Origin of the sequence: Cohnella lubricantis, assembly GCF_014212015.1 — a bacterium.
GTDB classification, from domain to species: Bacteria; Bacillota; Bacilli; order Paenibacillales; family Paenibacillaceae; genus Cohnella; species Cohnella lubricantis.
On the sequence record NZ_JACJVN010000057.1, the window covers coordinates 58,170 to 81,090 of the forward strand.

General features: G+C 58.8%; 21 protein-coding genes. 12 read left to right on the plus strand and 9 right to left on the minus strand.

Translation table 11 applies throughout. From position 1 onward, the window contains the following. The first annotated feature begins 36 nt into the window (after positions 1-36). Both H4Q31_RS14840 and H4Q31_RS14845 read left to right on the plus strand, forming a co-directional pair. Entirely contained in the window at positions 37-1,791 is a 1,755-nt protein-coding gene (locus H4Q31_RS14840) for an ABC transporter ATP-binding protein (RefSeq protein WP_185179833.1), read from the plus strand. Further along, a complete protein-coding gene (locus H4Q31_RS14845) occupies positions 1,775-3,544 on the plus strand; it encodes an ABC transporter ATP-binding protein (protein ID WP_245347398.1) in 1,770 nt (589 codons plus the stop codon). Before H4Q31_RS14840 ends, H4Q31_RS14845 begins: the two co-directional genes overlap by 17 nt. Positions 3,545-3,655: 111 nt before the next feature. On the opposite strand, the gene H4Q31_RS14850 is transcribed toward H4Q31_RS14845, so the two are convergent. Then, positions 3,656-3,862, minus strand: coding sequence for a hypothetical protein (locus H4Q31_RS14850; protein WP_185179835.1), 207 nt, complete (start codon positions 3,860-3,862; stop codon positions 3,656-3,658). 220 nt (positions 3,863-4,082) lie between these two features. Here H4Q31_RS14850 and H4Q31_RS14855 point away from each other — a divergent pair, with 220 nt between their 5' ends. The 4 genes from H4Q31_RS14855 (at position 4,083) to H4Q31_RS14870 (ending at position 6,650) form a co-directional block, all read left to right on the plus strand. Next, positions 4,083-4,559 carry a DUF2975 domain-containing protein gene (locus H4Q31_RS14855; protein ID WP_185179836.1) on the plus strand — a complete coding sequence of 159 codons (477 nt, stop codon included), beginning with the start codon at positions 4,083-4,085 and terminating at the stop codon, positions 4,557-4,559. A gap of 9 nt (positions 4,560-4,568) precedes the next feature. Then, positions 4,569-4,778, plus strand: a complete 210-nt coding sequence (locus H4Q31_RS14860) for a helix-turn-helix domain-containing protein (protein ID WP_185179837.1) — start codon at positions 4,569-4,571, stop codon at positions 4,776-4,778. Between the two features lie 287 nt (positions 4,779-5,065). Further along, positions 5,066-5,923, plus strand: a complete 858-nt coding sequence (locus tag H4Q31_RS14865; protein WP_185179838.1) for a hypothetical protein — start codon at positions 5,066-5,068, stop codon at positions 5,921-5,923. A gap of 169 nt (positions 5,924-6,092) precedes the next feature. Beyond that, positions 6,093-6,650 carry an ATP-binding protein gene (locus tag H4Q31_RS14870; RefSeq protein ID WP_185179931.1) on the plus strand — a complete coding sequence of 186 codons (558 nt, stop codon included), beginning with the start codon at positions 6,093-6,095 and terminating at the stop codon, positions 6,648-6,650. A 210-nt stretch (positions 6,651-6,860) separates the two neighbouring features. On the opposite strand, the gene H4Q31_RS14875 is transcribed toward H4Q31_RS14870, so the two are convergent. The 7 genes from H4Q31_RS14875 to H4Q31_RS14905 form a co-directional block, all read right to left on the minus strand. Beyond that, positions 6,861-10,142 (minus strand): DEAD/DEAH box helicase, encoded by a 3,282-nt coding sequence (locus tag H4Q31_RS14875; protein ID WP_245347397.1) that lies wholly within the window; start codon positions 10,140-10,142, stop codon positions 6,861-6,863. Next, positions 10,139-11,737 carry an SWIM zinc finger family protein gene (locus H4Q31_RS14880; protein ID WP_185179839.1) on the minus strand — a complete coding sequence of 533 codons (1,599 nt, stop codon included), beginning with the start codon at positions 11,735-11,737 and terminating at the stop codon, positions 10,139-10,141. Before H4Q31_RS14880 ends, H4Q31_RS14875 begins: the two co-directional genes overlap by 4 nt. 394 nt (positions 11,738-12,131) lie before the next feature. Next, entirely contained in the window at positions 12,132-12,521 is a 390-nt protein-coding gene (locus H4Q31_RS14885) for a DUF350 domain-containing protein (RefSeq protein ID WP_185179840.1), read from the minus strand. Continuing rightward, positions 12,518-13,237: a hypothetical protein gene (locus H4Q31_RS14890; RefSeq protein WP_185179841.1), complete on the minus strand. Its 720-nt coding sequence runs from the start codon at positions 13,235-13,237 to the stop codon at positions 12,518-12,520. Before H4Q31_RS14890 ends, H4Q31_RS14885 begins: the two co-directional genes overlap by 4 nt. Next, entirely contained in the window at positions 13,238-14,437 is a 1,200-nt protein-coding gene (locus H4Q31_RS14895) for a glutathionylspermidine synthase family protein (protein ID WP_185179842.1), read from the minus strand. Further along, positions 14,434-15,135 carry a hypothetical protein gene (locus H4Q31_RS14900; protein ID WP_185179843.1) on the minus strand — a complete coding sequence of 234 codons (702 nt, stop codon included), beginning with the start codon at positions 15,133-15,135 and terminating at the stop codon, positions 14,434-14,436. The genes H4Q31_RS14895 and H4Q31_RS14900 overlap by 4 nt, the downstream gene beginning before the upstream one ends. Before the next feature lie 6 nt (positions 15,136-15,141). After that, the gene (locus tag H4Q31_RS14905) at positions 15,142-15,375 is read right to left on the minus strand and encodes a hypothetical protein (RefSeq protein WP_185179844.1); all 234 of its coding nucleotides are present in this window, start codon (positions 15,373-15,375) and stop codon (positions 15,142-15,144) included. A gap of 148 nt (positions 15,376-15,523) precedes the next feature. Here H4Q31_RS14905 and H4Q31_RS14910 point away from each other — a divergent pair, with 148 nt between their 5' ends. Next, positions 15,524-15,916 (plus strand): MerR family transcriptional regulator, encoded by a 393-nt coding sequence (locus H4Q31_RS14910; protein ID WP_185179845.1) that lies wholly within the window; start codon positions 15,524-15,526, stop codon positions 15,914-15,916. Positions 15,917-16,034: 118 nt separating this feature from the next. Further along, positions 16,035-16,631, plus strand: a complete 597-nt coding sequence (locus tag H4Q31_RS14920; protein WP_260440168.1) for a thioredoxin family protein — start codon at positions 16,035-16,037, stop codon at positions 16,629-16,631. Positions 16,632-17,119: 488 nt separating this feature from the next. Here the strand turns inward: H4Q31_RS14920 and H4Q31_RS14925 are convergent, their stop codons facing one another. After that, positions 17,120-18,205, minus strand: a complete 1,086-nt coding sequence (locus tag H4Q31_RS14925) for a ParB/RepB/Spo0J family partition protein (protein ID WP_185179846.1) — start codon at positions 18,203-18,205, stop codon at positions 17,120-17,122. Between the two features lie 298 nt (positions 18,206-18,503). On the opposite strand from H4Q31_RS14925, the gene wrbA reads away from it, so the two are divergent. From wrbA to H4Q31_RS14945, 4 genes are all read left to right on the plus strand, one after another. After that, on the plus strand, positions 18,504-19,118 hold the full coding sequence (gene wrbA / locus H4Q31_RS14930) for an NAD(P)H:quinone oxidoreductase (RefSeq protein WP_185179847.1): 615 nt from the start codon (positions 18,504-18,506) through the stop codon (positions 19,116-19,118). Between the two features lie 218 nt (positions 19,119-19,336). After that, positions 19,337-20,956 (plus strand): ABC transporter substrate-binding protein, encoded by a 1,620-nt coding sequence (locus H4Q31_RS14935; protein ID WP_185179848.1) that lies wholly within the window; start codon positions 19,337-19,339, stop codon positions 20,954-20,956. A gap of 131 nt (positions 20,957-21,087) precedes the next feature. Next, complete coding sequence (locus H4Q31_RS14940; RefSeq protein WP_185179849.1) at positions 21,088-22,038, plus strand: ABC transporter permease; 951 nt, start codon at positions 21,088-21,090, stop codon at positions 22,036-22,038. Between the two features lie 4 nt (positions 22,039-22,042). Next, positions 22,043-22,888: an ABC transporter permease gene (locus H4Q31_RS14945; RefSeq protein ID WP_185179850.1), complete on the plus strand. Its 846-nt coding sequence runs from the start codon at positions 22,043-22,045 to the stop codon at positions 22,886-22,888. The last annotated feature ends 33 nt before the right edge of the window (positions 22,889-22,921 follow it).

Consider the following 22,921-nt stretch of genomic DNA (forward strand, 5'->3'; position numbering starts at 1 on the left):
TTGCATCATCAACGAAGACTTAGGAAGGGATGCTGATTGAGAACCGAGCGAGTGCTAAGAGACTATATTTTCTCCCGATGGCGCTTGTATTTGATGGCGGTGCTGTTCATTGTGACGGGCAACATCATCCAATCGTTCTATCCGCGGCTGCTGGGCCAGTTCACCGACCGGCTGCAGGCGAAGGAGCTGACGCATGCGCTGATCGTCGATTATAGCTTGCTGCTGCTGGCCGTCGGCGTGCTCTACGGCTTGCTTGGCGGCTTGGGGCAATACGTCGTTATGCGGCTGGGACGGCAGTTCGAATTCCATACGCGCCGCAGGCTGTTCGCCCACTTCACGACGCTGAGCGAACGGTTCTATTCCAAGAACGGCGTCGGCAAAATGTTAAGCTACGTCATGAACGACGTTACAGCCGTGCGGGAATCCATCTCGATGGGCATCAACCAGACGACGAACGCCACGATTCTGATTCTATCGGCGTTCGCGATGATGCTGCTGAGCGGAATACCATTTCACCTGATCATCGTCTGTATTCTGCCCTTGATCTTCATTCCGTGGATCGTCACGAGGTTCGGTCCCGTCATCCGTACGCGTTCGCGGACGGTGCAGGAGTCGATCAGCCGCGCGACGGAATCAGCCGAGGAACAATTCGGAGGCATCCGCGTCACGAAGAAGTTCGCGGTCGAGCCGATTATGATCAATCGCTTCGGAGCGGCGGTGGACACAATTCGCGACAATCAGCTGAAGCTGGTGCGGGTATCTTCGATGTTCCAAGCGCTCATTCCGTTCCTCGGCGCGCTGTCGCTTGTCATCACAATCGTATACGGCGGCTATTTGACGATACATGGGCGGATCACGCTCGGCGACTTCGTCGCGTTAACGCTGTACATCCGCATGATGATTAACCCGCTGCAGGCGATCGGCAACGTCATCAATACGATGCAGCGGTCGCGCGCTTCGCTCGAGCGGATCGGCGATCTGCTGTCGCTGAAGGGCGACATTCGGGAGGCGGACCATGCCAAGGCAATTAGCTTCGAGCGGGCGGCCATTGAGGTCAACGGACTGACGTTCCGTTATCCCGACACGGATCGGCCTGCGCTCGAAGATATTCATCTTCGTGTGGAGCCTGGCAGGACATTGGGCATTCTAGGGAAGACGGGCAGCGGCAAGACGACGCTGATGAAGCTGCTGCTGCGGGTGTACGATCCGCCTAAGGGAACGATCCTGATCGGCGGAGAGGACATTCTCGATCTGAAGCTCGAGAGCCTGCGCGATCAGATCGCCTATGTGCCGCAGGAGGGCTTCCTGTTCAGCACGACCATTCGGGAGAACATCGCTTTCTATCGGCGGGATTTGGAGCTCGGGCCGGTGGAGGAAGCTGCGCGGCAGGCGCAGATCCACGAGAGCATCCAAGAGTTCCCCGAGCAATTCGAGACGAAGCTCGGCGAGCGGGGCATTACGCTGTCCGGCGGACAGCGGCAGCGCACGAGCCTCGCCCGCGGCCTGATCAAGCATTCGCCGATCATCATCTTGGATGACAGCGTCAGCGCCGTCGACGCGGTGACCGAGAAGAGCATTATCGAAGCGATCCGCAGGGAGCGGCGCAACAAGACGACGCTGCTCATCGCCCACCGCATCAGCGCGCTTAAGCATGCGGACGAGATCATCGTGCTGGACGAGGGACGCATCGTGCAGCGGGGCACGCACGAGCAGCTGTTGAAGCAGAGCGGGCTGTACGCCGACCTTCATGCCATTCAAGAGGAGGGGAGCCGCGATGAAGCAGACAAGTAACCGTTCGGTCATGCGCAGCTTGTTCGCCTACACGAAGGCCCATCGGCTGACCTTCTTCTTGGTGTTCTGCTGCACCGTGCTAGCGATCTCGGCAGACTTGGCGCAGCCGTATCTGGTGAAGATCGCGATCGACGACAACATCATGGCAGGTCACAATGACTATCGCTCGCTGCTGATCATCTGCCTGGTATATCTCGGCTTGTCGATCACCGGCTTCGTATTCACTTACCTGCAGAACAATCTGCTGCAGTACGCCGGGCAGAGCATCATCGCCCGCATCCGCAAAGACCTGTTCACGCACATCACCAAGCAGTCGATGCCGTTCTTCGATCGGATGCCGAGCGGCAGCCTTATCACGAACGTCTCGAGCGATACCGAGACGCTCAACCAGTTCTTCTCGCAGGTGCTGCTAAGCGTCGTGCGCGACGGGCTGACGCTGATCTTCATCATCGGCATTATGTTCCAATTGGATGTTCGGCTGACGCTGTACTGCCTCATTCTGCTGCCGATTATCGCGCTGATCGCCATCGGCTTCCGGTCTTATATGCGCAAGACGTACCAGGCTTCGCGCACCGCGCTGTCGCGGCTGATCGCCTTCGTGGCGGAGAACTTAAGCGGCATGAGCCTCATTCAGGCGTTCCACCAAGAGAAGGAGCAGCAGAAGCAATTCACGGACCGCAACCAGACGTATCTGCGGGCCAATCTGCGGGAGATCCGAACCAACGTGCTGTTCAACCGGTCCTTCGATATTCTCGGCAGCTTGTCGGTTGCGTTCGTGACATGGCTCGGCGGCGGCGCGGTGCTGGACAGGGCGCTCGAATTCGGCGTGCTGTATGCCTTCATCACGTACATCCGCCAATTCTTCCAGCCGATCAGCGCGATTACACAGCAGTGGAATACGTTCCAATCAACGATCGTGTCGGTGAACCGGATCTGGAACTTGTTCGCTGTCGAGCCGACGGTCAAGGATTCGGCGGATCCCATAGACGTTGATCCTGCGCTCGTTAAGGGGCGCGTGGACTTCGATCATATCAAGTTCGGCTACTCGGACGAAGTGACGGTGCTGCACGATCTTGACCTGCACGTCGCGCCCGGCGAGATGATCGGCATCGTCGGCACGACGGGAGCGGGCAAGAGCTCGCTCATCAGTCTGCTGTGCCGGTTCTACGATGTGAAGGAAGGCAGCGTGCGCATCGACGGCATCGACGTTCGGGAGCTGCCGCAGGAGAAGCTTCACCGGATCGTCGGGCTCGTGCAGCAGGAGCCGTACTTGTACTCGGGCAGCATCGTCGACAACGTGCGGATGTTCGACGAGACGATCTCGCGCGAGGAGGTCGTGCGGGCGTGCAAGTTCGTCGGCGCGGATGCGCTCATTGAGCGGATGCGAGACGGCTACGACACGCAGCTGTCGGAGCGGGGCAGCGGGCTGTCGGCGGGGGAGAAGCAGTTGATTTCCTTCGCGCGGATTATCGTGTTCCAGCCGAAGATTCTGATCCTCGACGAGGCGACCGCGAACCTTGATTCGCATACGGAACAGCTCATCCAGCGCGCGCTCAAGAAGGTGTCCGCCAACCGGACGACGCTCGTCATCGCGCACCGGATCTCGACGATCATGCAGGCGAACCGCATCATCGTCATGCGCGCCGGCCGCATCGTCGAGCAGGGCACCCACACGCAGCTGCTCGCGCAGCATGGGTATTACGAGGAGCTGTACCGTCATTCGCGCGGCATGGCCGAGATGGGCGCGGGGTAAGCGGGGGTGGCTGGAGTGGATGGAGTGCAGCAAGCGGAGAATAAATTAGCCATATAACACAAAGAAGCGCGCCGGTTGGCGCGCTTTCTTCGTGCATATTGTGCGATCGGATTACCGTGCGGCTTGCGCAAGCTCCTCTTCCGTCAGCGTGACGAATTGGTTGGCACGGCGAAGGAACGTCCGGCCGTCGCGCGTGTAGACGCAGTCGATCGAGTAGCTCTTCAACAGCGAAGGCTGAAGCCGCTGCAACAGATCGCCTTGCTTAATGTGAACCAATACGTCGCCTTCAATCGCCGCATCGAACTCGGCATCGGTCATAAGTTGATATCCTGGCTGCAACACTTCAATCGTCCCCCTGCGCGTTTTGTCTTATTCATCCTAATAGTAGAGGCGAGCAAAATCAACTGCAAGATCGATAGATAATATAGGAATATGTGCGGAACGATTGAAATGAATTGATTAACGAACAAAACATATTGTAAAACGATAAATGATGTGTTAAATTCAATGTGACAACAATCAAGTGAGGTGCCTAAAGGTGAGACGAGGAACAACACTCTTTCTAAGAATAACGGTGTTGGTGATTGGACTTGCGGTTCTTGCGCTGTGCGTGCTCGGGCTGCCGGCGATCGCTCAAGATGGAATGGAGTATTTCTCAGCGGCGGTGTTCTTGCCGGTTCTAATCGTTCTGTATGTGGCGGCGGTTCCGTTCTACTTCGCGTTGTATCAGGCTTTGCGGCTGCTTAGCTACATCGACAAGAGCATAGCCTTCTCCGAGTTATCCGTCAGAGCGCTGAAGATGATCAAATACTGCGCATTCGCGATCAGTATCTTGTTCGCGGCCATCTCGCCGCTCTTACTTCACATGGCGGATCAGGACGACGCCCCTGGTCTGCTGGCGATCGGCCTGATCATCGTTGCCGCTTCGCTCGTGATCGGGGTCTTCGCCGCCGTTCTGCAGATGCTTCTGAAGGAAGCCATCGACATTAAATCCGAGAACGACCTGACGGTCTGAGGTGACGACATGGCGATCATCATTAATATTGATGTGATGTTGGCGAAGCGGAAGATGAGCGTGACGGAGCTGTCGGAGCGAGTCGGCATCACGATGGCGAACCTGTCCATATTGAAGAACGGGAAGGCCAAGGCGATCCGACTGTCGACACTGGAGGCGATCTGCAAGGCGCTTGATTGCCAGCCGGGGGACATCTTGGAGTATCGAAGCGAAGATTAATGTGGGGCAAAAAGTGTTGCGGGATCGCGGCATCCACCGCGTATCCCGATTGCGGGCCATGGCTCAGGCCCGCATTAGAGGCAAGTTCGCAGGCTTCATGATTCAGCCGGCGAATTATAAAGACAAGGCTGCCGGCGAAGCTGCCGGCAGCCTTGTTGTGTTGGCGGGGAGGAGGGTTAAATTGGAACGTGAATATGTTAAAATATAGAAGTTCAGTTCGCTAATTTGATGTTAGGTGAAACCAGCGCAATGATCATAACTGAAAGTAATTCAAGGGAGGGATTAGTTTGAACTTTGATCATGCAGCCAATTTCATATGGCAACATGGAAGATTACTGGAAAGAAGAATTTTAGAATACTTTTTCTTCAACGGATCTAAGGATTATATCTTGAAGGCACTTAAAGCTTATCAGAATGATGATGGTGGTTTTGGGAACGCAATTGAGCCGGATTTGCGTGCGCCGAATAGTCAACCTCTCTTTATGGAGTTTGGGTTACGGGTTTTATATGATTGTCGTATTAAAGATAAAGAGATTTCAAATAAAGCATGCGACTTTATTGCGAATCATGCTGATCTGAACATGGGTATTCCAGCAATATTTCCTTCATCAATTAACTATCCAAAGGCTGAACATTGGAATCTTCCATTTTCAACTAAGCCATCATTTAGCAGACTAACTGGACTTGTCGGGCTGCTCAAATGGCAAGGTATAGAACATTCATGGCTTGAAGAAGCTGCTGAAATATGTTTGAAAGATATATTTTCAAAGACATATGATGATGCACATACTATTTTGACTGCATTTTGTCTTATAGAGAGCATGCCTCAATCAGACTATATCAAGGGTCTTTTTCACAAATTATCAAAGGAACTTTACACCGCCAAATTCTTTCGTTTGGATGTTGAAACTCAGGGATATGGACTAACACCATTAGAGTTTGCATCTACTTCATCTTCTTATTGCAGATCGATATTCTCTGATGAGATTATTAGTAAACATTTGGACGTTTTAGAATCTCAACAAGATGATGATGGTGGATGGCTTATAGATTGGAAGCCCCCAGGAGATACCGCGAAATTCGAGTGGAGAGCATACAAAACTTTGAAAAGCATAATGACACTCAAATCATATGGAAAGATCTAAATTATTATGAGGGTATTCGGTGAAGTCGCCGGCATCATATAACACCGTATTCACGCGGCTGGTCTTACGGCCCCTTGGTCTGCAAGGGGCATTTCGATGAAGCGGATTCAGCAGCGGGTTTTGTCATTGAGCGAATATTAAGGGACCGAGTTGATCGGGGGCGGAGCCAATCAAATTCATCTTATTATTTGGACCTCAGGCTGTCGGCAAGATGACGGTGGGGCATGAATTGTCGAAAATGACGGATCTGAAGCTGTTCCATAATCACATGTCGATTGAGCTGTTCCATCCCTTCTTTGGTTTTGGAAGCGAGACGTGGAGATTGGCGAATCTCTTGCGCAGAGAATTGTTTGAATCTTTCGCCAATAGTAATCAGTACGGCCTTATCTTCACCTATGTCTGGGGATTTGATCTCCAAGAAGATTGGGATTTCGTCAATCAAACCTGCGATATTTTTGAATCGAAGGGTGCAGAGATCTATTTTGTTGAATTAGAAGCTGATATTGATGAGAGATTACAGAGAAATAAAACGCCATTCAGGCTTGATCAGAAACCGACCAAAAGAAATGTTGAACAGTCGGAGAAGGATCTATTAAAGACCATGGAAAGGCATCGGCTGAACTCAACCCCAGGCGAAATATCAAGAGAGAACTACCTGAGAATCAATAATACAAATCTAAGCGCTGAGGAAGTTGCACGACTTATTAGGGACGAATTTATGTTGTAAGTTCTATGACAATGGGGCTGCCCCGCGAAGGATTAACCTTCAGGGACAACCCCTATTTTGTGTCTAGCTATAGCTCCAAATACTTTCCAGCACCTGATTAGCCGTTCAACGTTTGGACTAGCTTAAAGAGCGCCTGCGCTGCTTCCGCGCGAGTTGCGGCGTCCTTCACCAGTAAGCCCGCCAGATCCGCAGCGCGAGCCGCTCCCAGCATTACGCAGACCAATTCCGGCGCAGCGTGAACAGATCGCGCAGCTCGTCGTTCGACAGCTCGGTAATCCAGCCCTCGGAGCTGGAGACGACGTTGTCGCTCAGCGCCTGCTTGCTCTCCAGCATCTCGTCGATGCGCTCCTCGAGCGTGCCGAGCGAGATGAACTTGTGCACCTGCACATCCTTCGTCTGGCCGATCCGGTAGGCGCGGTCGGTCGCCTGGTTCTCGACGGCCGGATTCCACCAACGGTCGAAGTGGAAAACATGGTTGGCCGCCGTCAGGTTAAGCCCGACGCCGCCCGCCTTGAGCGACAGCACGAACACGTTCGGCTGTTCATCCGGCGGCAGATCGCGCGCTTGGAACCGCTCGATCATCCGGTCTCGCTGCAGCTTCGGCGTGCCGCCGTGCAGATAGAGGACCGGCTCGCCCAGCTCCTGCTCCAGCACGGCTTGGATCATGCGGCCCATCCCGATGAACTGGGTGAAAATCAAGCATTTCTCGCCTTCGTCGCGCAGCTCCTTCACCATGTCCAGCAGACGCTCCAGCTTGGACGACCGGCCGACGGCCGCGGCAAGCTCGGCCTCCGCCAGTTCGCCGCCTGAGCTTCGTCCAGCAGTCGCCGCCGCCGTATCCGCAGCTTCGCCTTCCAAGAGCGAAGGGTGGTCGCACGCCTGCTTCAGCCGCGTCAATGCCCCGAGGACGGCGCCCTTGCGCTCGATGCCCTCGAGCTTGTTCAGCTTCTCCAGCAGCTCGCGCACGATGCGATCGTACGACGCCGCTTGCTCGGCGGACAGGTGGATGTAGGTCTTCATCTCGTTCTTGTCCGGCAGGTCGAGCTGAATGGACGGGTCCTTCTTCTTGTGCCGCAGCATGAAGGGGTTGATGAGCCGGCGCAGCTCCGCCGTCTTCTTCGCGTCGCCTTCCTGCTCGATGGCGGCGGCGAACCGCTGCTGGAACGCGCGCTGGCTGCCCAAATATCCCGGCGCGATAAAATCATAGATCGACCAAAGCTCCGCCAGCCGATTCTCGACCGGCGTGCCGGTCAGCGCGACGCGATGCCGGGCCCGGAAGCTGCGGACCGCCGCCGACTGCTTCGTCTGGGCGTTCTTGATGTTCTGCGCTTCATCCAGGCAGATCGACGCCCATTGGAACGTCTGCAGCATCTCCTGATCCAGCGATGCGGTAGCGTAGGAGGTCAGCACGACATCTGCCGAGCTAGCCGCATCCGCGAACGCTTCGCTGCCGCTCAGCCGGCCGCTGCCGTAGTGCAGCATGACGCTGAGCGAAGGGGCGAAGCGCTGTAATTCCTTCTGCCAGTTGCCGAGCACCGACGTGGGGCAGATGATGAGCGCAGGCTGCGGCTTGCCGTCCGGCGCGTTCTCCTTCATGTCGAGCAGATAGGAGATGAGCTGCACGGTTTTGCCGAGGCCCATGTCGTCGGCGAGCACCGCGCCAAGCCCGAAGCGCCGGAGGAAGGCGAGCCAGGCGAAGCCTTCGCGCTGATAGCTGCGCAGCTCGGCATGCAGGCCGGTGGGCGTTGCCGGCTTCGGCAGCTCCGATGGCTGCTGAAGCTGCGAGACGAGATGGGCGAGATGTTCGTTCAGCTCGACCTCGATCTGGACCCGGGCCGCCGCTTCCACGGCCTGTCGCTCGGCGTCCTCGGCCGACTCCGCGCCATCGCCGGCTCCTTGGCCGTTCGCGTCTGCCGCCTCCGCCAAACCGAGCAGATGCAGCTGCAGCACGTCCTGGAAGGACAAGCCCTGCGACTTGTCCATGCCGTCCATCGCGCGCTGGATCTGCGCGAGCAGCTCCGGGTCGAGCGCGATCCACCGGTCGCGGAAGCGCACGAGCCGCTCGCCGCGCGCCACGAGGCGCTTGAACTCCGCCTCGCTCAGCTCGGCGTCGCCGATCGCGATCCGCCAGTCGAAGCTGAGGATCGCATCGAGCCCGAACAGCGAGCGGCCGCCGCCCTGCGGCTGCTCCTGTTCGATCTTGGCGCGCAGCTTCGGCTTCTTGCGCCGCGCCGCTTCCCACCAGGCCGGCAGCAGCACCTGCCAGCCGGCCGCCACCAGCTTCGGGCCGTCGGCGGTCAGGAACCGCCACGCGGCCCGATCGTCCAGCGGACGGCGCAGCGCGTCGTCGCCGTCCGCGACAAGCCCTGCGGGCAGGCTGGCGCGGAGCTGCTCCAGCCAGCCGCCCGCCCGTTCGCGCACGTGGGCCGTCCAGCCGCTCGGCCACGTGCCGAACGCTTCGCCGGTGCCGGCTAGCCGCACTGGCACGAGCCGCGGCTCGTCCTGCTTGTCCTGCAGGACGAGCCGCAGCTTCCACTCGGCGGGGGGCTCTGCCCCGACCCCGCCGTCGTCCTCGCCGTTGCCCGCGCCGCCTTGCGCCTCGCGCCTTGCGCCGCTGCCCTTGCCTTCAGCGCCGCCATCCGCGCGCCCGCCGCTCTTGCCGGCCTTCGGCTCCAGCAGCTGCAGCACGGGGCGGAACGGCGCGAGATCCGCCGTCCAGCCGACGCGCATGAGCCATGCGTGCGCATCGAGCCCCGCAGCGGAGGCTGCGCCGCCCTCGGCGAACAGCAGCGGGAACTCGCGGCGCAAGTCCGCCGCGGCTTCTTCCGTGCCGTAATAGCGGCTATGCACAGCAGCCGAGAAGGCGGCGCGCAGCCCGCGAAGCGTCTCCGCATCCAGAGGTCCGCCAGTCGCGGCACTCTCTTGGGTCCGCTCGCCGCGCGCCCCGTCCAGCGCCAGCGCCTCTCGCGTCCCCGCGCCAACCGTGCCCGCGCCCTCTGTCAGCGCTCGTCCGGCGCTGTTGGCTTCCAAGCCGCCGCCTCTGCCAGCCAGCGCCTCACGCACATCCTCGCTGAGCGCATCCGCGTCCCAGACCCACTGCAGCCCGCGGCCCTCCTGATAAGCCTGGAAGTCCGGCACGAAGCGCCGCTCCTCCAGACACGCCATCAGCGCCGGAGCGAGCGCCGTTAGCTGCGCGGCTTCGCCTTCCCACGTCCAGCCGATGTGCGCGAGCAGCGTATTAGCGGCGAGGAACGCAAGGACCTGCTCAGCGGGGAGGATGACGACCTCATCGGCGCCGGCCGGACGCACCTCCAGCTCCGTTCCGTAGAAGGAGGGCTCGTGCCAAGCGAACAGCCGATGCTTCAGGAAGCGCCCCGGCGATTCCCGGTAGCCATTGTCTCCGCCCCAGAACAGCCCGTCCCCTTGCTCGGTCAGACGGAGGCGGACGGTGACTTGCTCGATATGATAGTCCAAGCTCGGATTCATGCTCATAATATCAGCTTCCCTTTCCGCAGCTCCTCCTGGAGCGCCCGCAGCCGGCTGTGCCGATCCACGAACGTCTCGAAGAAGTACGCCCAGCGATCTTCCCGCTTTGTCTTCTTATACAGCTTGGCCAGCCGCTTGAGCAGCTTCACCGCCTGCTTGTAGCCGTCCCGGTTCTTCAGCAGGACGTAGCGCTCGACCGCCTGATGATAGAAGGGCAGCAGCGCTTCCGGATCTGCCTTCTCGATCGGCTGCAGGTCCGCGGCGCGGAAGTCCAGCGGGTCGTGACCGCTGCTCAGCTGATAGTCGATCCATTGCCGCCACTTCCCGAACGCGAGCAGCTTCTCCTCATAGATCTGGCCGGAGCGGGGGAGGAGGCCGACGATCGCTCGCCACATCCGAGCCTCTTCTTCCGGACGCTGCCGGACGGCCGTCTCCCACAGCTGCGCATATTCCGCCAACACATCACGCCGATACCCGTCGAGAAAAACCGCGCAACCAGCCAGCCAATCGGCCAGCCGTTCCCAAGCTTGAAGCTCGTACAGTCGGCGGAGGAGACGGAGAACGTCGCGGGGAGTCGGGCTGCCGGCTTCCGCGAGCGAATCCCGCGCTTCCCGATCTTCGCCCCGAAGCAGATGGATCCAGCTTCGCGCCGTCAGCCAAGCGGTGCGGTTCAAGTCCGCGCCGTAGCTGTCCGCGGCTGACTTCAGAGCCGCCAGCTCAGCGTCGTACAGATCTGCGCCATCCGCCTGCGGCGGAATCCAGCGGCTCCACAGCTCGAAGTAGGGAGCCGAGAAATGATCCGAGTGGGGCGACTTGAACAGCAGACGGCGGCGCACATAGTCCGCCGTCTCGAGCAGCCGGGCGGTCTGGTCGGGTTCGGCTGCTAAGGGCAATTCATTTTCCAAACACTGCATGGCGGCCTGCTTCACATCGGAGGCGGCGATATTCGTGAAGTAGCCGAGGAACGCTTCCGAAGTCAGCTTGCTCAGCAAGAACAAATACGCATTCAGCTCGAACAGCCGGTCCGCCGCAGCCGTAAGCGCCGGCTTCCACCGCTGGATGTTCGCCCACGCCTGCTTGACGTAATGCGGATTGCGGGTGTGATCGAGCAACGGCTCGACGCAGAGCTCGAACCAGTCGTGCCACTGCGGCACGCTCATGCCGGGCAATAGGGCAGCCTGATGTTCAGCCTTCAATAGCGGCGTCTCTCGCTTCGCGCCGCGCTTCTCTATCGCGCTGCCTTCAAGCGCGGGACGCGCGGCGAAGTTCATTTTTGCATTCGCGAGCACGTGAACCGATCTTCCGGCCTGCTCTGCAACGGTCATCAGCACCGCGACCATATGCTTGCACGGCCTGCCAACCGGACAGTCGCAGTCGCTCCTGCTCAGCTTGTCCAAGAAGATGTTGACGTCGTACACTTCCGAGCCGCTGACAATTGCCTTCATCTCGCCGTCTCCAGCAGCTTGAAACGCCACGACACGCCCTTGCTTGTAATATTGATAGCCGCGCTTGATCGTCAGGTCGTCGAATTGCTCCGCAACGAATTGCGTCAGCCGGCTCCATTGTTCGTCGGTTAGCGTAAGTTCGGTGGGTATGTTCATCGTTCCGTCCCCGTTCATCATCTATCTTCGTGTGCCTATTATAGCATTTTTGGGTCGCGCTGCCGCCGACGAACTGCATCCGCAGGCGAACGCGGGCGATCCATCCCCGTCAAGAGGATCTCCGACCCTGTCAATGGCGCAATTATGTATTAAAAATATTACACATTCCGCCACCGCAGCCAGGCAGGATGCAGGATGCAGGACGTACAGCGCACAGCGTACAGCGCACAGCGCACAGCGTACAGCGCACGGCGTATCGCAGACCCGGTGCGCGCGCATACCGCCAAACCCAGAACAGCCGCCTCCCGCGGATCGACCGATCCAAAGGAGGCGGCTGCTTGCCGCTCGACCTATTGCCAATACCATCCGCCTATTGCTCTTTGCCTATCGGCAATCAAACAATCAAACTGCTGATCGCGAAGCTCATGCCGATGTAGACGAAGCTGAGCAGGATGCCGACTGCGACGTTGCCCTTCTGCAGGTGCTCGGCCACCTTAAGGCCCGGCGTCGCCCATTCGAACACCCAATAGACGGCGACGAGGCAGACGTAACCGACGCCGAACCACAGCATCATGTGCCAGATCGAGCTGTTCGTGTAGGCCGCTACGCCGAGGACAATCGCCGTCGACAAGAACTTGCCGCCCATGGCGAGACCGACGGCTGTGTTGCCTTTGCGAAGCTCATCCATATCGTTGAACGGCGTCATCCAACTGAAGATGACCATGCCGAGCAGCTGCAATACGAGAATCACAACGACACTTATGAAAATATCAAGAACGATCAATCCGCCCACCCCCGGAATTTGGCATAAGCCAGGTCATAATTGCTGTAATCGTGCACTTCTTCGAGAATGACCGCCGCTTGCTTCTCCGACTTCAGCCTGTCATAGCGCGCGTCGTCGATCGGCTGCTTAACCTGCTGGCCGGAAGGAAGCGTCAGCACGGCGAAGTCCCTCGTCTGCCCCTCGTAGGAAGTCTTGTAGACGCCGACAAGGTCGACATCCGTCTTCAGGCTCAGCTTCAGCTTCGCCATGTCGCTCTCGGCCGCTTCCTGCGACTTGAAGGACTTGATGGCCTTCCAGGCGGTGAGCGTAATGCTCGCCCGGTTGTCGTCTCCCGTATTCATGACGGCTCCCATGAACTGCAGCGTCCAGATCTTGTCGCCTGTCGCATAGTTGTCGTCGTTCGGGAGCAGCTCGTTGCCGGGCAGCACCGTCATATCCCCGCCGATCAGATCGCCGACCGTGCCTTCTACAATCTGATAATCCCAAGGCACGGTATTGGGGGCCAGCGACGACGAAGAGTCTTGGCCCGAGGAGGATTCGCTCTGGCTCCACGCCACCGCGGAGCTGCCCCACTGGCTGCTCCGATCCGAACAAGAATTGGCGATGATGCTGATGAAGACGATGACCAGTATGCCGCCGACGATCATCTGGATCAGGCGGCCGCCGTTCGAAGACCCGTTCTGCCGTTGTTGCTGTCTTGGTTCCCAACCGTTCATTCATTTCACTCCGATCGCCACAAAATGACTCGTATTCCCCGTTATCGGCCCGCCCGCGCGTCCGAGCAAGCCGCACGGAACGCCGTTCAGCACGAACATGCCGGTCAGGAGGTGGTATTCGCCCGTCTCCAGCTGGATCTTGGCCAGCTCAGCGCGCTTCTGGTAGACCATCGGGAAGAACCGTCCGGTATCGTAGCCGTCCCGATCCACGTGCTCCAGCTGCCCGCTGTCGTCGAACAGCGATACGGCGCCGCCTTCCCGGCCGAACATCGGCTTCGAGACGAAGCTGCCGTCGAACAGCGCCTTATTGTACGTCGGCAGCATGTGGCGGCCGATCGTCTCCAGCTCCTCCGGCTCGAATACGAGCTGCAGTTCATATAAGCCCCAGATAAGCGCTTGAAGCCCTTTCGATTGCATGATGACCGCGTGAGGGCTGTTGAACAGCGTCAGCCGCTCCTTCTCCAGCGCATAGGCGAGAGCGTCTCCGCCGTCGTCGATGCCCATCCACTCCTTCGGATAGAGCGCGAACAGGCGGCGAATCTCCTCGCCGTTCTTGTCCTTCAGCACCCCATCGTCGACCCATAGATCCAGAACGTCAACGCCGCGAACGCCGGACAAGCCGCTATGGCGCATTAGCAGCTCCACCGTGCCGGTATCTTCCTGGTGGGAGCCGAAGGCGACGCAAGCGGCCGCATCGGGCTGCCAAGCGGACCAAGCCTCGCGAATCCGCGCCGCCATCCCGCCGTTGGCCGAACGAATGCCGTATTGCTCGCACATCCACGGCGTAGCGGCCGCAGCCTCGGCATAGCCGGTCGGCGTATCCGAGTTCAGCTCCAGCAGCTTGATCTCGCCCGTGCCGGAGACGGCCCAGTCGAACCTGGCATAGCGGCTGATCAGCCCTTCCGGCTCGAGTGGCAGCGTGTCCAGACTCTCCCACAGCACCTGCGGGATGCCGATCATCTCATACAGGTCGCGTCGACCCTTCACGAACCGAGCAGCCTTATCGAAAATGTGCCAAAGCTTCGAGCTAGCCTGCTCAAGCTCCTCGTACACGCCGCCGTCCATGACGACGAGATGGTCCACCCAATACGGTTCCTCGTCCAGATCCGCCCAGCCGAAGCCCAGCTCGCGGAGCTCGCGAACCCGGCCGGCGCGGTCTTGATGCGGCGAGCCGATGACTTCGAATGCATTCTGGGTCATCCGCCGAACCCGCTCGAACTGGACTTGCTGCTAGAGCTCGAAGAGCTGAAGCTGCTCGACTTGCCGCCGATATCGCCTGGGCTGGATGATGTGGAGCGGCGGGTGATCGAACCGGTTGTGTTTGATGTTTTCGGCCGGACGGTTGAGCCGACGACCGGCTTGTTGCGGAACGTCTCCGAGTCGTAGGCAGCCGGCTTGTAGGCTTGCCCGGTACGGGTATCGTAAGCGGGGCGGCTGCCGTAATAACGGCTGCTGGAATAAGAGCTTCCCCCGTTGAAAATCAGATGATATAGCAGCAGATCATCCCAGCCGAAGCCGGACGAGGTGTGCACGATCGTCGTGCCGCCGCCTCCGCCGGAGCCGCCTTCAGCGCCTGTCGGCTCGGTTGGTTCTTCGCCTTGTTGCTGCTCTTCGTCCAGCATCGGAATGTTCCAGTCGATGGACGGATCGAAGTAAGCCTTCACCGCATCCGTCGACCATTCCGTCAGCACGGGACCTGCCGCCTCGCTGGAAGCGGACGCCGATGGAGAAGACGTGGCGGTCTCCGCCGAAGCGCTGTTCGAGGGGCCGGCAACAGCCAGCGCATTCGCCAGCAAGGCGATGCCCAGCGACGTCGACAACACCTTGAGCGGTTTGCCGTCCGGCGTGAACAGACGCACTGGCAAGGAGGGGCCGTTCTTGGATTCTTGTTCGCTCATGGCTTGTTAACTCCTTTCAATCTTAGCCGCATGGCGCACAGCGGAGAGGAGCAGCTCCACCGCCTGCGTATCCACATTCAGCCGTCCTTCGAGCGTCTCGTATTCCACGCCCCCGATGACGAGGAAATTGACATGATGCAGAGCCTCCAATAGCTGAGGGCTCCATTCCCGCTCGTCGATCTTGCGAATCTCGCCGCCCGATTGCTTCTCCAACAGGTGCACGACCAACCCTTTTTCCAACTGCAATCCTCCTCTTCCAATGAAAGCACATGTGAATAAATACGTTTCTTCTCCGCCTCATGTTGCGTTGAATTGCAAAAAAAAGTGTTGACTCTGACATCAGCGGCAGGGTTTATGATGGGGGTACGGGGCGATCGGAGGTGCAGGCGTGAGAATAGGAGAATTGGCCAAGAAGACAGGCGTCAGCGTGCGCTCCTTGCGGTACTACGAGGAGAAGGGGCTGCTCACGGCTTCGCGGCAGAAGAGCGGCTACAGGGAGTACAACGCTCTGGCGGTCGAACAAGTGGACACGATTCGTCTATACTTGTCGCTCGGCCTCACGACGGAACAGATCGCCGGGTTTCTCCATTGCGTGCTGAAGAGCCGCGAGGCATTCTGCGCGGAAGTGCTGCCGGTATATGAGAGCAAGCTGGCGGAGATTGACGAGCAGCTGCGGCTGCTGACTTCGATTCGGTCGAATCTGACCGAGCGGATCGCCGCGATCAAGGAAGATCAGGTCGGAGTAGAGCGAGTCAGTCAAGAACGAGTTAAGGAAGGATAAGTAAGGGAGAAGCAAATCAAGTGAGAGCAAGTCAGGGAAGCATGAGTTAGGGAAGCACAAGTCAGGGAAGAGTGGCAAATATGGGAATATATAGGTGAAATTTGGGAGGGATCGGGCAATGAGTTTGCAACTTGTAGATGAGCAGAAGTTTCCGGAGCTGGTGATGGGCGCGGATGTCGCCGTGTTGGAGTTCGGTGCTGCGTGGTGCCCGCCTTGCAAGGCGCTGCTGCCGATATTGGAGGAGCTGGCGGCAGAGCTGACAGGGGAGTTGGCGGCGGATGTGCTGGCGGTGGAACCGGCAGGCCAGACGGGGGCGGATGTGCTTGCGGTGGAACCGGCAGGCGAGACTGGGGAGGATGTGCTTGCGGTGGAACCGGCAGGCGAGACTGGGGAGGATGTGCTTGCGGTGGAACCGGCAGGCCAGACGGGGGAGGATGTGCTTGCGGTGGAACCGGCAGGCCAGACGGGGGAGGATGATATAGCGGAGGAATCGGCAGGCCAGACGGCGGCGGATGTGCTTGCGGGAGAGCGCCGGCCTAGCGTCGTGATCGCGCAGGCGGACGCGGACGACTCGCCCGGGCTGGCGTCGCAGTTCGGCATCATGAGCTTGCCGACCGTCATCGTGTTCAAGAGAGGCCAGCCGGTCGACAAGCTGGTCGGCCTGCGCCCGAAGCAGGTGTACCGGACGATCATCGACCGCTGGGCGAGCCAATAGCGAGAGTGCGATGCCCCGCACGGAACAAGGCACAAAAAGTGCCTTGTCCCCACGTCTGGGCGATGCCTCGCGCGGAACAAGGCCCAAAAAGTGCCTTGTCCCCACGCCAGGGCGATGCCCCGCACGGAACAAGGCCCAAAAAGTGCCTTGTCCCCACGCCTGGGCGATGCCCCGCACGGAACAAGGCACAAAAAGTGCCTTGTCCCCACGCCTGGGCGGTGCCCCGCACGGAACAAGGCACAAAAAGTGCCTTGTTCCCACGCTTGGGCGATGCCTCGCACGGAACAAGGCACAAAAAGTGCCTTGTCCACACGTCTGGGCGATGCCCCGCACGGAACAAGGCACAAAAAGTGCCTTGTCCCCACGCTAGGGCGGTGCCCCGCACGGAACAAGGCCCAAAAAGTGCCTTGTCCCCACGCCTGGGCGATGCCCCGCACGGAACAAGGCCCAAAAAGTGCCTGCGCCGGCTGGGAGATAGTCTAGCCGGACTATTCCTCCGCGGAGCCCTGCTCCATGGCCGCGAGCGTCTCCCGAATGCCGCGCCACTCCGCCAGATGCTGCTCCAGCTTGTCGATCAGCGCATCGACGTTCCGGACGAACGCTTCGCCGCTCTCCGGCGTCATGCCAGCCGCGCTCTCCGCGACGACCGGCGCGAGAGGGGCATGCTCCGGCACAGCAGCGAGCAGCTTGCGCAGCGTCCGCTCAAGCTTCGTATCCGCATCCTTCGCAGAGCCCGCCGCTGCATCTGCATCCGCGCCAGGCGCAGGCTCGTCCACGTCCGACTCGTCTTCCGCCTCCGAAGCTGCTCTCTCTGCCGCGAGCCGCGCTTCCTCCGCCCGCTGGGCCTCCTGCTTCGCGCGCTCCTTGCGATTATGCTCGAACGTGGACCACGTCTCGAGCAGCTCGTAGCCCGACTTGTAGAGCAGCTTGCTCTTGAGGCCGTCGGAGATGCTCTCGTCCTTGAACATCTTGGCAATCCGCTTGATGTCGGTGACCGGCGTCTCGTCGCGGGCGAACGTCAGCGCGAGCGAGTCGCGGTACTCCATCGGCAGGTCCTTGAGCGGGAGCAGCTGCTCTTCCGTCAGCTTGTCCTTCCGAATCTCCGAGCCGTTCACGATCAGCTTGCGCACCGCGGGGCCGAATTTGAGCAGCTCGCATTTGTTCTTGATATACGTCTCCGTCTTGCCCAGCTTGCTGGACAAGAACTTGGTCGAGCTTCTGAACTTGGGATCGTTCAGCAGCTTGTGGAACGCTTCCGCTTCCTCGATCGGGGAGAAGCCTTCGCGCGTGAGGTTCTCGGCGATCTGCTCGAGGTAGATCTCCATCTCGTCCGTCGCTTCGGAGACGATGCAGGGAATCGTCCCTTTGCCGAGCATCTGGCAGGCCTTATACCGGCGGTTGCCATAGATGATCTTGTAGCGTCCGCCGTCCGTCCGCCGCACCTTGATCGGAGACAATAGGCCCAGCTCGCCGATGCTGTTCATCAATTCCTGCAGCGCCTCATCGTCGAATTGGTAGCGGGGCTGGTCCGTATCTTCGTCGATCAGACTAATCTTGATATCGATGATGTCCATGCGTCCGAGGCTCCTAACGTACATATAAGTTATTTCTATTATATATCAGGGCGCGGCGGGTGAAAATAAAACTTCCAACAGCTGGATTCCCGCCCAGGAAGATCGCCAGATCACCTACAACGCGCCAAACGCACGCTATTCCGCCAAAGAAGATCGCCAGATCACCTTCATCCACTCTCGGCTATGCGTCTCCCCCTAGGGGTCACCGGACGACCTGCATCCCGCCGCGCCGCATAACGAATGACCAATGTGGAGATACCATGGGAGGTAAATTCCACAAGAGAAAGGAAGTCATGACTTGGCCAGCGTGAAGCTAGCGATTATCTATTACAGCTCAACGGGAACGAACTACCAGATGGCGCAATGGGCGTCGGACGCGGCGAAGGAAGCGGGGGCGGAGGTGAAGCTGCTGAAGGTGCAGGAGCTGGCGCCGGAAGCGGCGATTAACGGCAATCCGGCCTGGAAGGCGCACGTTGACGCCACGAAGAACGTGCCGGTCGCGACGCCGGCCGATCTCGATTGGGCGGATGCGATCATCTTTAGCGTGCCCACCCGCTTCGGCAACGTGCCTTCGCAGATGAAGCAGTTCCTCGATACGACCGGCGGCCTGTGGGCGCAGGGCAAGTTCACGAACAAAGTTGTCAGCGCCATGGCGAGCGCCAGCAACCCGCACGGCGGACAGGAAGCGACGCTGCTCGCGCTGCACATTACCTTTTTCCACTGGGGAGCTATTATGGTGCCGCCGGGTTATACGGATCCATCGGCTTACACGTCGGGCGGCAATCCATACGGCACGAGCGTGACCGTCGGCCAAGACGGCAAGATGGTGGAGGACGTGCAAGCGGCGGTCAAAGCGCAGGCGAAGCGGACGGTTACCGTCGCCGGCTGGGTGAATCAAGGAATGGGCAAGTAACAAGCAGCCATATGAAGACAGGAGAGGCTCCTATTCGGGTTTAGGCCTAAGGGAGTCTTTCTTTGCGTTAAAAATAATGTGGATCCGACATTTCTCTCGGTTGCCTCTCTTATTGGCGAATTCTAAAAATTTTGTCGAAAAAAAGATTGTAATTCCGAGTATCCCGATTTATAATTCGGAAAACAAACAAGAGTTTCACAATAGGGAGGATGATAGAAATGAGAAAAGGGTTATACGGTCTGTTGATGCTGGCGCTGGTGTCATTGGCGATCACCGCTTGCTCCGGCAACAGCAATAATACAAATTCTACCTCTTCTGCACCTGATTCGGCAAGTCCATCCGCTTCCGCGGCGAGCGGCGAGCCGAAGGACGGCGGCAATCTGATATTCGGCGTGCAAGCCGACCCTCAAATATTGAACCCGATCTATGCGGGCGACCGGGTCAGCCTGACGATCGACCAAGCGCTCTACGCGCCGCTGTTCCAAGTGAACAACGGACAGAAGACGTTCTACCTGGCCGACAGCTTGGATGTGTCGGAGGACAACCTGACTTATACGCTGAAGCTGAAGAGCGGCCTCACTTGGCATGACGGCCAGCCGCTCACGGCAGACGATGTCGTGTTCACCTTCGACAAGATTCTGGACGAGAACCAGAACAGCTACTTCCGCGAGAACCTGATCATCGGCGGCAAGCCGGTTGAAGTGGCCAAAATCGACGATACGACCGTGGAGTTCAAGCTGCCGCAAGTCTCCCCGGCCTTCGAGGCGACGCTTGTTCAACTGACGCCGATTCCGAAGCACATTTTCGAGAATGAAGCCGATATCCAGAAGAGCACGAAGAACAATACGCCTGTCGGCTCCGGCCCGTTCAAGTTCAAGGAATACAAGACCGGCGAGTATGTGACGCTGGAGCGCTTCGACAACTACTTCGGCGGCAAGCCGCACCTCGATTCGATCACGTACCGCATCGCCAAGGACGCGAATACGACGAATCTGGCGCTGCAGAACGGCGAGATCAACGTGGCGTACGTAGATCCGGCGGATGTGAACACGATTGAGTCGACCGGCAAGTTCGACATTCAAGCCTATAGCGAAGGCCGCCTGGGTTACCTGCTCTTCAACGAAGACAGCGATACCGGCGCTCTCGCCAAGAAGGAAGTCCGCCAAGCGATCTCCTATGCGCTTAACCGCGACGAGATGATCCAGGCGGTATACGGCTCCAGCGACTATGCGGATCCGGCGAAGTCGTTCGTCACGCCGGACGGCCTGTTCTTCACGAACGATGTGCCGACGTATGACAACGATCCGGAGAAAGCGAAGGAGCTGCTCGCCTCCGCAGGCGTCAGCAACCTGAAGCTGCGCTTCATCGTCTCCAGCGGCAACAAGGCGCAGGAAGCGGCCTCCCTCTACATTCAGCAGAAGCTGAAGGCGGTCGGCATCGACGTTGAGCTGCAGAATATGGACTCGACGGCATATGGCCAGAAGTTTAGCGACGTGACGGCGAAGGACTATGAGCTGGCGTTCGGCGGCTACATCATGGGCTATGACCCGGATGCCTACAGCATTCTGTACAAGTCCGGCGCAGGCGCCAACTACACGCGCTATAAGAACGAGAAGGTAGACCAATTGTTCGTGCAGGGCGGCAGCGAAGGCGATCCGGCCAAGCGCGGCGAGATCTACCAAGAACTGCAGAAGACGATCGCCGAAGACGCGGTCATCTATCCGGTCGCTTACACGAAGACGATCGTCGCGATCGACAATCAGTTCGGCGGCTTGGAGGATGCGGTGCTGAAGCCGGTCGTGATCTTCGAGAATCCGGCTAAGCTGTACCTGAAGTAAGAGTAGAGAGAGATTATAGAGCAGAGAGATAAGAGGGTTAGATGTTACTTCGCAAAATAAGCTGGCGAGTCCAGCTTATTTTTTGCTAGATTTAGGCTGTTAAGATTTTATGCCATTTAGGAGAACTCACTATGAGACAACTCATCGTCAGACGCTTGCTGCAGACGATCCCGCTGCTCTTCTTCGTCTCCATCGCCTGCTTCGCGCTGGTCAAGCTGGCGCCGGGCGACCCGGTACTCTCCTTCGTCACGCCCAATATGCATCCGGAGGACATCGAGCGCATACGGCACCATCTGGGGCTCGATCAGCCGGCTTACATGCAATATCTGCTGTGGCTGAAGGAGATGTTCAGGGGCAATCTCGGGTATTCGCTCGTGAACCACCAGCCGGTCGCGCATCAGATTATCGAACGGATTCCCGCAACCGCGGGCTTGATGGGCAGCGCTCTTCTCTTGGCTGTGCTGATCGCCATCCCGCTGGGTCTGGCGGCCGGTTCGCAGCGGAACCGCTGGGCGGATAAGCTGATCAATCTGATCTCCTATATCGGGATCTCGATCCCGATCTTCTGGCTTGCCATTATGCTTATCTATCTATTCGCGATCCAGCTTCACTGGCTTCCGGTCATGGGGATGCGCACGATCGGCAAGGAATCGGCGATGGACGTGATCAAGCACGGCATTCTGCCCTGCTCCGTGCTGGCGTTCAGCTTCCTCTCGACCTATGTGCGCTACATCCGTTCCGGCACGATCGGACAGCTCAAGGAAGAGTACGTGCAGATTCAATACGCCTTCGGCTCCTCGAAGCGAATCGTTCTGTTCCGGCACGTCATGAAGCATGTCCTGCTGCCTATCATTACGCTGCTGGGCATGTCGATGGCCGAGCTGGTGACAGGCGCGATCGTCACGGAGACGGTATTCTCCTGGCCGGGAATCGGGTCGCTCGGCATGACCGCCGTCAAAGGGCTGGATTATCCGGTCATTATGGGCATTACGCTTCTATCCGCGCTGCTGCTCATCATCGGCAACCTGCTGGCGGACATTCTGTACGGATTCGCCGATCCGAGAATCAAGACGACGAGGTGAGATCATGAATCGGACCAAGTGGCGAAATTTAAAGAATGAATGGCTCTCGAACAAGATCGGAATCGCCGCCTCCGTCGTTCTCGCGATCTTGGTGCTGGGGGCGATCGGCGCCTTCCTGTCCCCGAACGATCCGAATGCGCTGGACGTGTTGGGCAAGCTGAAGCCTCCGAGCGCGAATCATTGGTTCGGCACGGACGAATACGGCCGCGATTACTTCGCGCGGGCGCTCTACGGCGGTCGGGTATCGCTGCTCGTCGGCTTCTCCGCGATGATCGTCGCCACGATCGTCGGCACGGTCGTCGGCGTCGTCAGCGGCTACTTCGGCGGATGGCTGGACAATCTGCTGATGCGGCTGCTGGAGATTATCATGTCGATCCCTTCATTTCTAGTAATGCTGCTGCTGAGCGTCTTGCTCAAGCCGGGCATCGTGACGCTCGTCATCATTATCGGGCTGCTGATGTGGATGAATATGGCGCGGATCATCCGCGCCGAGACGCTCGCGGCGAAGGAACGGGAATATGTCTTGTACGCGAAGGCCTCCGGCCAAGGCGCCTTCGGCATTATCCTCCGGCATATTCTGCCCGGGATCGTGCCGGTCATTATCGTGAGCGCGACCAACAATATCGCCTCCGCGATTCTGATGGAGTCGTCGCTAAGCTTCCTCGGATTCGGCATTCAGCCGCCGAACGCGACGTGGGGCAGCATGCTGACCAGCGCCCAGGGACATATCATGGACGCTCCGTATTTGGCGCTGCTGCCGGGCGCTCTCATTCTATTGACTGTGCTTTGCTTTAATATACTGGGCGATATTCTGCGCGTCGGCTTGGAGCCTAAGCTCGTCAAGCGCTGACGGGCAGCCGCCGGGGCGGCGGGAAGGAGGATG

Coding starts and splice junctions, on each gene's coding strand:
- H4Q31_RS14860 (WP_185179837.1), top strand. CDS start 4,569: ATGGCGATCATCATTAATATTGATGTGATGTTGGCGAAGCGGAAGATG.
- H4Q31_RS14945 (WP_185179850.1), top strand. CDS start 22,043: ATGAATCGGACCAAGTGGCGAAATTTAAAGAATGAATGGCTCTCGAAC.
- H4Q31_RS14935 (WP_185179848.1), top strand. CDS start 19,337: ATGAGAAAAGGGTTATACGGTCTGTTGATGCTGGCGCTGGTGTCATTG.
- H4Q31_RS14925 (WP_185179846.1), bottom strand. CDS start 18,205: ATGGACATCATCGATATCAAGATTAGTCTGATCGACGAAGATACGGAC.
- H4Q31_RS14900 (WP_185179843.1), bottom strand. CDS start 15,135: ATGAGCGAACAAGAATCCAAGAACGGCCCCTCCTTGCCAGTGCGTCTG.
- H4Q31_RS14890 (WP_185179841.1), bottom strand. CDS start 13,237: ATGAACGGTTGGGAACCAAGACAGCAACAACGGCAGAACGGGTCTTCG.
- H4Q31_RS14940 (WP_185179849.1), top strand. CDS start 21,088: ATGAGACAACTCATCGTCAGACGCTTGCTGCAGACGATCCCGCTGCTC.
- H4Q31_RS14850 (WP_185179835.1), bottom strand. CDS start 3,862: ATGACCGATGCCGAGTTCGATGCGGCGATTGAAGGCGACGTATTGGTT.
- H4Q31_RS14875 (WP_245347397.1), bottom strand. CDS start 10,142: ATGAGCATGAATCCGAGCTTGGACTATCATATCGAGCAAGTCACCGTC.
- H4Q31_RS14895 (WP_185179842.1), bottom strand. CDS start 14,437: ATGACCCAGAATGCATTCGAAGTCATCGGCTCGCCGCATCAAGACCGC.
- H4Q31_RS14920 (WP_260440168.1), top strand. CDS start 16,035: ATGAGTTTGCAACTTGTAGATGAGCAGAAGTTTCCGGAGCTGGTGATG.
- H4Q31_RS14845 (WP_245347398.1), top strand. CDS start 1,775: ATGAAGCAGACAAGTAACCGTTCGGTCATGCGCAGCTTGTTCGCCTAC.
- H4Q31_RS14880 (WP_185179839.1), bottom strand. CDS start 11,737: ATGAACATACCCACCGAACTTACGCTAACCGACGAACAATGGAGCCGG.